The sequence below is a fragment of the Marinobacterium ramblicola genome, assembly GCF_019084545.1.
GTDB lineage: Bacteria > Pseudomonadota > Gammaproteobacteria > Pseudomonadales > Balneatricaceae > Marinobacterium_D > Marinobacterium_D ramblicola.
On the sequence record NZ_JAHREP010000001.1, the window covers coordinates 62,352 to 74,485 of the forward strand.

Consider the following 12,134-nt stretch of genomic DNA (forward strand, 5'->3'; position numbering starts at 1 on the left):
CCATGTTTTCTCTGTTGACCTCGGCCGAGCGCTATCCGCAGAAACTCGATTGGGACGAAGTGCCGATGCTGGAGCAGGCCTGGCACTGGCTGGCGCTGCACTGGAGTCGCTATGTCCGCCTGTCGACAAGACGGCAGCGCCGTTTCGTGCAGCGCGTGAGCGCCTATGAGGGACGGTTCAACGCGCTGGACGAGTCCGGGCTGAAAGCCCAGCTGCAGACGGTGCGCCTGGGGCTGCGTCGGGAGGGTATCCATGACGAGCAGGTAGCACCGGCTTTCGCCCTGATCCGTGTGGTGTCGTCTCGCGTGTTGGGGATGCGCCATCACGATGTGCAGATTCGCGGCGGCTATGTGTTGATACATGGCTGCATCATCGAGATGGATACCGGAGAGGGCAAAACCCTGACCGCAACTCTGGCCGCTATCGTCATGGCGCTGGCCGGGCGTCAGGTGCAGGTGGTAACGGTCAATGATTACCTGGCAGGACGTGATGCCGAGGAGATGGCACCTCTGTATGAGTGGTTTGGCCTGACCACCGCCACGGTGGCCGAGGATGCACCGCGCGAAGTGCGTGAACGGGCCTATCGCCACCCCATTGTCTACTGCACCGGCAAGACGCTGGTGTTCGACTACCTGAAGGATCGTCTCGTGCTGGGGCAGCAGCTATCCCAACTGGGGATCCGGCTGAAGGATTTTATCCGCAATCGTCCCGGCGGCGAGTTGCTGCTGCCGGGGTTGCAGTTTGCTATCGTCGACGAGATCGACAGTGTGCTGATCGATGAGGCGCGCACCCCGCTGATCATATCGGCCAGTGACGAAAGTTCCCGCCACGAGGAGTACTACGGAGAGGCACTGACGCTGGCCAGGTCGCTGCTGCTCTATACCGATTTCGTGGTCGATTCCCGCAAGCGGATCGAGTTGACCCGCGGCGGGCGGGAGCGTCTTGCCGAGCGGGCGCAGGCTCTCGAACCGCTCTGGCACAACCAGTTTCGCCGTGAGGAGTCGGTGATCCAGGCGCTGACCGCCCTGCACAACTTCTTGCGCGATGAGCACTACATCGTGCGTGACGACAAGGTGATGATCGTCGATGAGCATACTGGTCGTGTGATGCCCGATCGCTCCTGGGAGAAGGGACTGCATCAGTTGATCGAACTCAAGGAGGGGGTCCCGGTGACACCGCCAAGGGTGACCCTGGCCAAGATCAGTTTTCAGCTGTTCTTTCGCCGCTACGTGGGGTTGGCCGGTATGACCGGTACCGGGCGCGAGGTGGCGGCGGAGATGGGCCATGTCTACGACCTGCTGTCGGTGCGTATCCCTCCTCATCGTCGCAGCCGGCGTATACGGCAAGGGTGCCGGGTGTTTGCGACCGCCGATCAGAAGTGGCAGGCTCTGGTTGAGACGTTGGCGCAGATGCAATCCAGGGGACAGCCCGTCCTGGTGGGAACGCGGACCATCCACGCGGCGGATGAGCTGGCGGAAAGACTGACAGCGTATCGCATCGAGCATCAGCTGCTGCACGCCAATCAGGATGTGGAGGAAGCCATGATCGTGGCCGAAGCCGGCAAGCATGGTCGTGTGACCATTGCCACCAATATGGCCGGTCGGGGAACCGATATCAAACTCGCCGACGGGATCGATACCCTGGGCGGTCTGCACGTGATCCTGACGGAGCTGCATGACAGTGCCCGCGTGGATCGGCAGTTGGTCGGTCGCTGCGCCCGTCAAGGGCAGCCGGGGAGCTGGGAGGAGATCCTGTCCCTGGAGGACGAGCTGCTGCAGGTGCTACCCAAGAGGCTGCTGAAGGCTTTGTCGCGACGGCTGCAAGGGGCACCGGACAGTAGGGTGTTGCAGTGGGTCGCTCGACGGGTTTACCAGTTGGCGCAACAAAGGGTTGAGCGCAGCCACAAGCGGATCAGGCGGAGCCTGCTCAGGGCCGAGTTCCAGAGCCGCCGTTCATTGTCATTTACCGGAAAATCGGAGTAGTTATCCAGATGTCTAAACAGCGCTATTCTCTGCTTCTCCTGCTGGGCTGTCTGTCCGGCTGGGCGCGGGCGGAGCCCATACAGGTTCTCAGCTGCTATCTGGAGCCCTCTGCGGATGTCACCGTGGGTACCACGGCAGAGGGGCGTCTGACCAAAATGCTGGTGGATCGCTCTGACCACATTAAAAAGGGTCAGCTGTTGGCCGAGCTGGATTCGGGACTGGAGAAAGCCTCGGTCAATACCAAGGCGGCTCAGGCGGCCTATGCTGATCGGCGGCTGGAACGGATCCGTGACCTGTCGGCGGCCAAGTTGATCACCGATCAGGAGGTGGACGATATCCGTACCGAGAAGTCGGTCGCCAACCTGGAGCTGCGCGAGCGTCGGGAACAGCTTAAATTGAAATCGATCACCAGTCCGATCGACGGTATTATCGTCGAGCGCATGGTGGCGGAGGGGGACCTGGTCAAGGGTGGCGAAGTGGTGCGTATTGTCAGCCTCGATCCCCTGTATGTTGAAACCGTGATGCCGCTGGAACGTTTCGGTACGCTGGCCAAAGGGGACCGGTACAGGGTGAAACTCCAGCACCTGGAGACGATCCACGAGGCGAAGGTGATCAATGTCGACCCCATCGTCGATGCGGCCAGCAGCACCTTCCGGGTCCGCTTACAGATCGACAACCCGGATTATAAGATCCCGTCGGGACTGAAGTGTCAGTTGCTGGCTGTAGATGCCGCGGGGGCCTGATTTGCAAGAGGCTTGCGTCAGATATTGCTATGGCTAGAAACAAAACTGCCCGCAAATGCGGGCAGTTTGGTCGGGCCTGAGCGATTACTTGGTAGGGTAGTCGCGGAGTTTCGGGCCGGTATACAGCTGACGCGGACGACCGATCTTGTTCGGGCTGGAGTGGAACTCGTTCCAATGAGAGATCCAGCCGATAGTGCGTGACAGGGCGAAGATCACCGTGAACATGTTGGTCGGAATGCCGATCGCTTTCAGGATGATGCCTGAGTAGAAGTCTACGTTCGGATAGAGCTTGCGCTGTACGAAGTAGTCATCTTCCAGAGCGATCTGCTCCAGGCGCTTGGCGATCTTCAGCAGAGGATCGTTTTCGATGCCCAGTTCAGCCAGAACTTCGTCGCAGGTTTTCTTCATTACTTTGGCGCGCGGGTCGAAGTTGCGGTAGACGCGGTGGCCAAAGCCCATCAGGCGGAACGGGTCTTCCGGATCCTTGGCGCGATCGATGAACTCAGGAATATTCGCTTCGTCACCGATCTCATTGAGCATTACCAGTACCGCTTCGTTGGCGCCGCCATGTGCCGGTCCCCACAACGCGGCAATACCTGCAGCGATACAGGCGAACGGGTTAGCGCCGGAAGAGCCTGCCAGTCGGACGGTGGAGGTGGAGGCGTTCTGCTCGTGGTCGGCGTGCAGGATGAAGATCTTGTCCATGGCGCGCGCCAGGGTCGGGCTGACCTTGTAATCGCCGCAGGGGGTGCCGAACATCATGCGCAGGAAGTTTTCCGCATAGCTTAGCTCGTTCTGCGGATACATGAACGGCTGGCCGATGGAGTATTTGTAGCACATGGCTGCCAGGGTCGGCATTTTGGCGATCAGGCGATAAGCACAGACTTCGCGGTGGTGGGCATCATTGATGTCCAGGGAGTCGTGATAGAACGCAGACAGTGCGCCGACCACGCCACACATGATGGCCATCGGGTGCGCGTCACGACGGAAGCCTTTGAAGAACTGGCTGAGCTGCTCATGCACCATAGTATGGTTGGTGACGGTGTTGTTGAACTTCTCCTTCTGTTCCGGAGTCGGTAGCTCACCGTTGAGCAGCAGGTAGCAGACTTCAAGATAGTCGGAGTGTTGGGCCAGCTGTTCGATAGGGTAGCCGCCGTGAAGCAGGATCCCTTTTTCTCCGTCGATGTAGGTCAGCTTGGATTCGCAAGCTGCTGTTGATACGAACCCGGGGTCATAGGTGAACAGGCCCTGTCCGGTCAGAGGACGGACATCAATTACGTCCGGACCTTCCGTTCCGCTATACACTGGAAGTTCGATCTCTCCTTCCAGACCATCGACTGTCAAACGTGCTTTCTTGTCAGCCATTCGAGGCTCCTATCATTCAGTTGTAATAGCTGCGACTTGTTGTCAGCCGCTTGTTTCGGTGCGCAGGATCAGCTGAGCCCCGAATTGAGTGAGCATCCACTATAGTGTTTGAAGCGTGATTGTCAATTTAGTCATTGGGTTAATATGTTGCAATGCATCATGAGTAAAATTGCAATCTAATCAATGCCGTTAAGCGGATGGTCCGGCGCTTATGGTGAGAGGGGTTTTGCGCTTTCAGTGTATTGGACTTAAGGCTAATGCGGGTTCCGCTTCGTTGTGTTCGAAGGGCGAAGTGTCTATACTTCCGCTCCTGAAATGACTTCTAAAAGCAAAATATATGAGCTCATTTCAGGCATCTCGAGGTACTACTCTCTGAGCACTTCCAAGCAACCGAGCCTTGCAACAGGGCCGCAAGAGTGTGAACTAGAGCCGTGAACAAAAAAAGACCTGTAAATCTAGATCTGCGAACTATTAAACAGCCACTACCGGCGATTACCTCCATCCTGCACCGTGTTTCAGGTGTCGCGCTGTTCTTCGGCGCCATCTTCATGGTGTATGCGTTGGGTCTGTCGCTGGAATCTCCTCAGGGCTTTGCAGAAGCCCAGGAGATGCTCCAGGAGTCATTCCTGGCAAAACTCATTGCATGGGGTCTGGTATCAGCACTGCTTTACCATTTCTGCGCAGGGATCAAGCATTTGATTATGGATGCCGGGTACTGTGAAGAACTGGAAAGCGGTCAGCGTGCAGCCAAAGTAACGCTGGTCGTTGCGGTGGTAGCGATCCTTCTGGCGGGGGTGTGGATATGGTAACTAGTATTACAAGCTTCGGCCGCAGCGGTCTTTATGACTGGATGATGCAGCGCATTACCGCCGTCGTCCTGCTGGCTTACACCGTTTTCATGATTGGCTACCTGCTGTTCAATCCGGATCTGGATTACAACCAATGGAGAGGGCTGTTCGATGGCACCGGTATGCGTATCTTCTCGCTGCTGGCTCTGCTCTCGATGGTAGCGCATGCCTGGATCGGTATGTGGTCGGTTTCCACCGACTATATCAAGCCGACCGGTGCTCGTTTCATATTCCAGTCCGTATGTGGCCTGCTGGCGTTTATCTACGTTGTGTGGGGCATCCAGATTCTTTGGGGTATCTAAGACATGTCTAAACTGCGTACGCTCTCTTTCGACGCGATTGTGGTCGGCGGTGGCGGTGCGGGCATGCGTGCTGCGCTGCAGCTGGCACAGTCCGGCCTGAACACTGCTTGTGTGACCAAGGTTTTCCCGACTCGTTCCCACACCGTTTCCGCTCAGGGTGGTATCACTTGTGCGATCGCCAGTGCCGACCCGAACGATGACTGGCGCTGGCACATGTACGATACCGTCAAGGGCTCCGATTATATCGGTGACCAAGACGCTATCGAGTACATGTGCTCGGTCGGTCCGCAGGCGGTATTCGAGCTGGATCACATGGGTCTGCCGTTCTCCCGTACCGAAACCGGTCGTATCTATCAGCGTCCGTTCGGCGGTCAGTCCAAGAACTTCGGTGAGGGTGGCCAGGCTGCCCGTACCTGTGCTGCCGCCGACCGTACCGGTCATGCGCTGCTGCACACCCTGTATCAGGCCAACATGAAGGCGGGTACCACGTTTCTGAATGAATGGTATGCCGTTGATCTGGTCAAGAACGCCGATGGCGCTGTTGTCGGCTGTATCGCGATCTGCATCGAGACCGGTGAGACCGTCTATATCAAGGCCAAGGCGACTGTGCTGGCCACCGGCGGTGCCGGTCGTATCTACGCCTCTACCACCAACGCTTTGATCAACACGGGTGATGGTGTGGGCATGGCGCTGCGCGCAGGGGTTCCGGCGCAGGATATGGAGATGTGGCAGTTCCATCCGACCGGTATCGCCGGTGCGGGCGTTCTCGTGACCGAAGGTTGTCGTGGTGAGGGTGGCTACCTGATCAACAAGAACGGTGAGCGTTTCATGGAGCGCTATGCGCCGAACGCCAAAGACCTGGCTGGTCGCGACGTTGTGGCTCGCTCCATGATCCTGGAGATTCTGGCCGGTAACGGTGCCGGTGAGAACGGTGATCACGTGTTCCTGAAGCTTGATCATCTGGGTGAGGAGGTTCTGCACTCCCGTCTGCCGGGTATCTGTGAGCTGTCCAAGACCTTCGCCGCTGTCGATCCGGTGAAAGAGCCGATCCCGGTCGTACCGACCTGTCACTACATGATGGGTGGTCTGGCCACCAATATCGGTGGTCAGGTGCTTGCGCCGGATGCCGAGGGTAACGACCGGATCGTTAACGGTCTCTACGCCTGTGGCGAAGTGGCGTGTGTGTCCGTGCACGGTGCGAACCGCCTTGGCGGTAACTCTCTGCTCGATCTGGTGGTATTCGGTCGTGCGGCGGGTATGCAGATCGAGCAGCAGATGCGTGAAGGTTACGAAGTGACCGATGCGACCGAAGCCGATATCGAAGCTGCAATGGCGCGCCTGAATCGCGTGAACAACAGCACTGGCGGCGAGAGCATTGCCGATGTGCGCAAGGATCTGCAGAACACCATGCAGCTCTACTTCGGCGTATTCCGCGACGGCGAGAGCATGGAGAAGGGGCTTGAGCTGCTCCGGGGTATCCGTGAGCGCGTTGCCAATGTTCATCTGGAAGATAAGAGTCAGGCATTCAATACCTCTCGTATCGAGGCGCTTGAGCTTGAAAACCTGATGGAAGTGGCAGAAGCGACCGCGATCGCCGCGGTAGAGCGCAAAGAGTCTCGCGGTGCGCATGCCCGTAACGACTTCACAGAGCGTGATGACGAGAACTGGCTGTGCCACTCTGTCTTCTTCCCGCAGGATAAGCGCATCGGTAAACGTGCGGTTAACTTTGCGCCGAAGACGATGGAGCCGTTCCCGCCGAAAGTTCGAACTTATTAAGGGGCTGGTACGATGCTGGTAAGTGTATATCGCTATAACCCTGAGATTGATGATGCGCCGTACATGCAGGATATCCATATCGATATCCCGGGCGGCAAGGACATCATGGTGCTGGATCTGCTCCAGCTGCTGAAAGAGAAGGACCAGACACTGGCATATCGTCGCTCCTGCCGTGAGGGTGTTTGCGGCTCCGACGGTATGAACATGAACGGCAAGAACGGTCTGGCCTGTATCACGCCGTTGTCGGCGGTGGTCGAGGCGGACAAGCTGGTGCTGCGTCCGTTGCCGGGGCTGCCGGTCATTCGTGACCTGGTGGTCGATATGACCCAGTTCTATCGCCAGTATGAGAAGATCAAGCCTTACTTGATCAACAACACGCCGGCGCCGGCTATCGAGCGTCTGCAGTCGCCGGAAGAGCGTGCCGAACTGGATGGGCTGTACGAGTGTATCCTCTGTGCATGCTGTTCAACCGCCTGTCCGTCGTTCTGGTGGAATCCGGATAAGTTTGTCGGGCCGTCCGGTCTGCTGCAGGCTTATCGCTTCCTGGCGGATAGTCGTGATACGGCAACCCGCGAGCGCCTGGCTGATCTGGATGATCCGTTCAGCGTATTCCGCTGCCACGGCATCATGAACTGTGTCAATGTCTGTCCCAAGGGGCTTAACCCGACCAAGGCGATTGGCAAGATTCGAAACATGCTGATCCAGCAGGCGACCTGATCCGGGGCTTGAAAAAAGCGGCACTTGGTGCCGCTTTTTCTTTGTCTGGAAGGAGGCAATCCGCCAATGGGTCGGAAAAGGTGAAAAAAGGGGGAACTTTAGTATTATCCGCGTCGACAAGCTGTGTTAAGGCTGGATGAAAAGTCGTAGAATATTCCCCGCAATTTTGCGCGACCCGTTAGATTGCAGCTGAATAAAAAGTCAGTAATTCAAAGAAGGGGCGGTGGAATTCGTGAGCAGGAAATGGTGCACCCTGAGCGCGCCCTCGACCCCTGAAGCCAGGGTGATATCATAATGCAAGACGGCATAATGGAGCTGATGTGGAAAAACGCCCATCTGTACGGTGGCAACCTTTCCTACGTCGAGCAACTATACGAAACATATCTGATGGATCCGAACGCCGTTCCACAAGAGTGGCGTGAAGAATTTGACCGGCTTCCGAAAGTCGGCGACAGCATCTCTCAGGACGTTCCCCACTCTCCCATTCGGGAACACTTTCTCTACCTTTCCAAGAATCAGAAGCGCGCTCAGCCGGTAGCTGTCAGCAGTGTCAGCTCGGAACACGAGAAAAAACAGGTTCGTGTGCTGCGTATGATTAACGCCTACCGCGTGCGTGGGCATCAGGCTGCTAACATCGATCCGTTGGGGCTGCTTGAGCGTGAGCACGTGCCCGATCTGGAACCGCGGTTCCATGAGTTGTCGGAAGCGGATTACGACACGGTATTTCAGCTCGGTTCACTCTTTTTCGGTAAGGAAGAGGCGCCGCTGAAAGAGATCCTGGCTGACCTCAAGAAAACCTACTGCACCACCGTCGGCGCTGAGTACATGCACATTGTCGACACCCAGGAGAAACGCTGGATTCAGTCTCGTCTGGAGCCTGTTCGTTCCCATCCCGATGTCGAGCACGAGAAGAAATTGATGGTGCTCGAGCGCTTGACCGCCGCGGAGGGGCTGGAAAAGTACCTGGGCTCTCGTTATGCCGGTGCCAAACGTTTCGGTCTGGAGGGTGGAGAGTCTCTCATCGTGTCGCTGAATACGCTGGTGAGACGTGCCGGCAAGCAGGGCGTGAAAGAGATTGTTATCGGCATGGCCCACCGCGGTCGCCTAAACACTCTGGTCAATATCTTCGGTAAGAACCCGGCCGAGTTGTTCGGCGAGTTTGAAGGTAAGAAACTGGTCGAAACCTCTGGCGACGTTAAATACCACCAGGGCTTCTCCTCCAACGTGATGACCGAGGGTGGCGAGGTGCATCTGGCGATGGCTTTCAACCCGTCGCATCTCGAGATCGCGGCTCCTGTTGTTGAGGGCTCTGTACGCGCCCGTCAGGATCGTCGTAAAGATACTGTCGGCACTACTGTGCTGCCGGTGAACCTGCACGGCGATGCCGCGTTCGCGGGTCAGGGTGTGGTCATGGAGACACTGCAGATGTCTCAGACCCGGGCCTACAAGACCGGCGGCACCATCCATATCGTTATCAACAACCAGGTCGGCTTTACAACTTCCAAGAAGGAAGATGCGCGCTCTACCGAGTACTGTACAGATGTGGCGAAGATGGTTCAGGCGCCGATCTTCCACGTTAACGGCGATGATGCCGAGGCGGTACGCTTTGTAACGCAGCTGGCCGTTGATTACCGCAACGAGTTCAAGAAAGACGTGGTCATCGATCTGGTGTGTTACCGTCGTCGCGGTCACAACGAAGCGGACGAGCCGTCAGGCACACAGCCGCTGATGTATGCCAAGATCAAGAACCACAAAACGACTCGCACGCTCTATGCTGAGCAGCTGATCAGCGAAGGGGTGGTCTCGGCTGATGAAGCCGCCGAGATGGAGAAAGAGTATCGCCGCGCGTTGGAAAATGGCGAGCACGTGGCCAAGTCATTGGTGTTGGAACCGAACACCGAGCTGTTTGTCGACTGGCGCCCCTACCTGGGCCATGAGTGGAGTTTCGAGTGCGACACGCGTGTCGACATGAAACTGCTGCAGGAGCTGGCAAACAAAACCTGCGAGGTGCCTGAAGGCTTTGCTGTGCAGCGCCAGGTGCAGAAGATCTACGAAGATCGTAAAAAAATGGCGGCCGGTGCAATGGAAGCCAACTGGGGCTTCGCCGAGACGCTGGCGTACGCCACTTTGCTGGCGGAAGGACATCCAGTGCGTCTGACCGGCCAGGATGTTGGTCGCGGTACCTTCTCACATCGCCATGCCGTGCTGCATAACCAGAAGGATGCGTCGACCTATGTGTCGTTGCAGAATCTGGCTGAGGGGCAGCCCCCGTTTGATATTTACGACTCTCTGCTGTCTGAAGAGGCTGTGCTCGGGTTCGAGTATGGCTACGCGACTACCACACCCAACGCCCTGGTGATCTGGGAAGCGCAGTTTGGTGATTTCGCCAACGGTGCACAGGTGGTTATCGATCAGTTCATCACGTCAGGTGAGCAGAAGTGGCAGCGCCTTTGTGGCCTGACCATGCTGTTGCCGCACGGTTTCGAAGGTCAGGGGCCGGAGCACTCCTCTGCGCGCCTTGAGCGTTACCTGCAGCTGTGTGCCGAGCACAACATTCAGGTCTGCGTACCGACCACGCCGGCACAGATCTTCCATCTGTTGCGTCGTCAGGTCGTGCGCCCGCTGCGTAAGCCGCTGGTTATAATGTCGCCGAAATCGCTGTTGCGCCATAAGCAGGCGATCTCCACTCTGGAAGAGTTGGCTGAAGGCAGTTTCCAGCCGGTAATCCCGGAAGTCGATGCTCTCGACCCGAGCAAGGTCAAGCGCTTGGTACTGTGCAGCGGCAAGGTCTACTACGACCTGTACAACCGTCGTGCCGAACTGGCGAAAGATGATGTCGCGATTCTGCGTATCGAGCAGCTCTATCCGTTCCCGGAGGAGATTTTGCTCAACATTATCAGCCAGTACACCAACCTGGAATCGGTTGTCTGGTGCCAGGAAGAACCGATGAATCAGGGCGCCTGGTACTGCAGCCAGCACCACATGCGTAATGTATTGCACAAGCTCGATCCCAAGCTGTATCTGGATGGGGTAGGTCGCCCACACGCGGCGGCACCGGCTGTTGGCTATATCTCTGTTCATCTTGAACAGCAGGAGCAGCTGGTTAACGAGGCAATCAACGGTTAATGACAGTTCGTTAGCAGAAAAAACGAGCACAGTATTTAAGGAATTAGCATGTCCATCGATATCAAAGCGCCAACTTTTCCGGAGTCCGTAGCGGACGGTACCGTTGCAACCTGGCACAAGCAGCCTGGAGAGGCTTGCTCTGCTGATGAACTGATCGTCGATATCGAGACCGATAAAGTGGTTCTCGAAGTGGTCGCGCCTGCCGACGGTGTGATCAAAGAGATCATTAAGGGCGAGGGCGACACCGTTCTCAGCGATGAGGTGATCGCAATTTTCGAAGAGGGTGCAGCCGGCAGTTCCGCAGCCGCGTCTGCTCCTGCGGCTGCAGCAAGCAGCGCCGAAGCTTCTGCCGGTGAAACCGGTGAAGGCGACAAGATCGGTCCGGCGGCTCGCAAGCTGATCGACGAGAACAATCTGGATGCCAAGGCGATTCCGGCTACCGGCAAGAATGGCGGCATCACCAAAGAGGACGTTCTGAACTACCTGAAGAGCAAGCCGGCTGCTCCGGCGGCTGCATCCGCACCGGCAGCGGCTCCGGCAGCGGCTGTAGCGGTTAATGTCCCGGCGGGCGAGCGCACCGAAAAGCGTGTGCCGATGACGCGTCTGCGTGCGACCATCGCCAAGCGCCTGGTCGAAGCGCAGCAGAACGCCGCTATGCTGACCACCTATAACGAGGTCAACATGAAGCCGGTCATGGATCTGCGCAAGCAGTACAAGGATCTGTTCGAGAAGACCCATAACGGTACTCGTCTCGGCTTCATGTCCTTCTTCGTCAAGGCGGCTACTGAAGCGCTCAAGCGTTTCCCGGCAGTCAATGCGTCCATCGACGGCAACGACATGGTCTATCACGGTTACCAGGATATCGGCGTGGCCGTATCCACCGATCGCGGTTTGATGGTGCCGGTGCTGCGTGATACCGACAGCATGAGCCTGGCCGACGTCGAAGCGACCATTGCCGACTTCGGTAAGCGTGGTCGTGATGGCAAGCTGGGTATGAACGATATGCAGGGCGGTACCTTCACTATCACCAACGGTGGTGTGTTTGGCTCGCTGATGTCCACCCCGATCCTGAATCCGCCGCAGACCGCCATTCTGGGTATGCACAAGATCCAGGAGCGTCCGATGGCAGTAAATGGACAGGTTGTTATCCTGCCAATGATGTACCTGGCCCTGTCATACGACCATCGTATGATCGATGGCAAGGAGGCGGTACAATTCCTCGTCACCATCAAGGATCTGCTGGAAGATCCGGCACGTATGCTGCTGGACGTCTAA

The 12,134-nt window shown here is 57.3% G+C and carries 9 protein-coding genes; 8 read left to right on the forward strand and 1 reads right to left on the reverse strand.

What is annotated here, in order from left to right; all coding sequences use genetic code 11:
• Positions 1–2 precede the first annotated feature (2 nt).
• Together KQ940_RS00085 and KQ940_RS00090 are read left to right on the forward strand one after the other, a co-directional pair.
• Entirely contained in the window at positions 3–1,982 is a 1,980-nt protein-coding gene (locus KQ940_RS00085) for a preprotein translocase subunit SecA (RefSeq protein WP_217410617.1), read from the forward strand.
• 8 nt (positions 1,983–1,990) lie between these two features.
• On the forward strand, positions 1,991–2,725 hold the full coding sequence (locus tag KQ940_RS00090) for an efflux RND transporter periplasmic adaptor subunit (RefSeq protein ID WP_217410619.1): 735 nt from the start codon (positions 1,991–1,993) through the stop codon (positions 2,723–2,725).
• Positions 2,726–2,809: 84 nt separating this feature from the next.
• On the opposite strand, the gene gltA is transcribed toward KQ940_RS00090, so the two are convergent.
• The gene (gene gltA / locus KQ940_RS00095; protein WP_217410621.1) at positions 2,810–4,090 is read right to left on the reverse strand and encodes a citrate synthase; all 1,281 of its coding nucleotides are present in this window, start codon (positions 4,088–4,090) and stop codon (positions 2,810–2,812) included.
• A 431-nt stretch (positions 4,091–4,521) separates the two neighbouring features.
• Between gltA and sdhC the strand changes: the two genes are divergently transcribed.
• From sdhC to odhB, 6 genes are all read left to right on the forward strand, one after another.
• Entirely contained in the window at positions 4,522–4,899 is a 378-nt protein-coding gene (gene sdhC, locus KQ940_RS00100) for a succinate dehydrogenase, cytochrome b556 subunit (protein ID WP_217410623.1), read from the forward strand.
• Positions 4,893–5,240, forward strand: a complete 348-nt coding sequence (gene sdhD, locus KQ940_RS00105) for a succinate dehydrogenase, hydrophobic membrane anchor protein (protein WP_217410625.1) — start codon at positions 4,893–4,895, stop codon at positions 5,238–5,240. The genes sdhC and sdhD overlap by 7 nt, the downstream gene beginning before the upstream one ends.
• A 3-nt stretch (positions 5,241–5,243) precedes the next feature.
• The gene (gene sdhA, locus KQ940_RS00110) at positions 5,244–7,016 is read left to right on the forward strand and encodes a succinate dehydrogenase flavoprotein subunit (protein ID WP_217410626.1); all 1,773 of its coding nucleotides are present in this window, start codon (positions 5,244–5,246) and stop codon (positions 7,014–7,016) included.
• A 12-nt stretch (positions 7,017–7,028) separates the two neighbouring features.
• Positions 7,029–7,733 carry a succinate dehydrogenase iron-sulfur subunit gene (locus KQ940_RS00115; RefSeq protein WP_217410627.1) on the forward strand — a complete coding sequence of 235 codons (705 nt, stop codon included), beginning with the start codon at positions 7,029–7,031 and terminating at the stop codon, positions 7,731–7,733.
• A gap of 294 nt (positions 7,734–8,027) precedes the next feature.
• On the forward strand, positions 8,028–10,859 hold the full coding sequence (locus KQ940_RS00120) for a 2-oxoglutarate dehydrogenase E1 component (RefSeq protein ID WP_217410628.1): 2,832 nt from the start codon (positions 8,028–8,030) through the stop codon (positions 10,857–10,859).
• A gap of 48 nt (positions 10,860–10,907) precedes the next feature.
• The gene (gene odhB, locus KQ940_RS00125; protein WP_217410629.1) at positions 10,908–12,134 is read left to right on the forward strand and encodes a 2-oxoglutarate dehydrogenase complex dihydrolipoyllysine-residue succinyltransferase; all 1,227 of its coding nucleotides are present in this window, start codon (positions 10,908–10,910) and stop codon (positions 12,132–12,134) included.

Excerpts from the sequence above, each read along its gene's own strand:
- KQ940_RS00085 (WP_217410617.1), top strand. The coding sequence starts at position 3 with ATGTTTTCTCTGTTGACCTCGGCCGAGCGCTATCCGCAGAAACTCGAT.
- KQ940_RS00090 (WP_217410619.1), top strand. The coding sequence starts at position 1,991 with ATGTCTAAACAGCGCTATTCTCTGCTTCTCCTGCTGGGCTGTCTGTCC.
- gltA (WP_217410621.1), bottom strand. The coding sequence starts at position 4,090 with ATGGCTGACAAGAAAGCACGTTTGACAGTCGATGGTCTGGAAGGAGAG.
- sdhD (WP_217410625.1), top strand. The coding sequence starts at position 4,893 with ATGGTAACTAGTATTACAAGCTTCGGCCGCAGCGGTCTTTATGACTGG.
- sdhA (WP_217410626.1), top strand. The coding sequence starts at position 5,244 with ATGTCTAAACTGCGTACGCTCTCTTTCGACGCGATTGTGGTCGGCGGT.
- KQ940_RS00115 (WP_217410627.1), top strand. The coding sequence starts at position 7,029 with ATGCTGGTAAGTGTATATCGCTATAACCCTGAGATTGATGATGCGCCG.
- KQ940_RS00120 (WP_217410628.1), top strand. The coding sequence starts at position 8,028 with ATGCAAGACGGCATAATGGAGCTGATGTGGAAAAACGCCCATCTGTAC.
- odhB (WP_217410629.1), top strand. The coding sequence starts at position 10,908 with ATGTCCATCGATATCAAAGCGCCAACTTTTCCGGAGTCCGTAGCGGAC.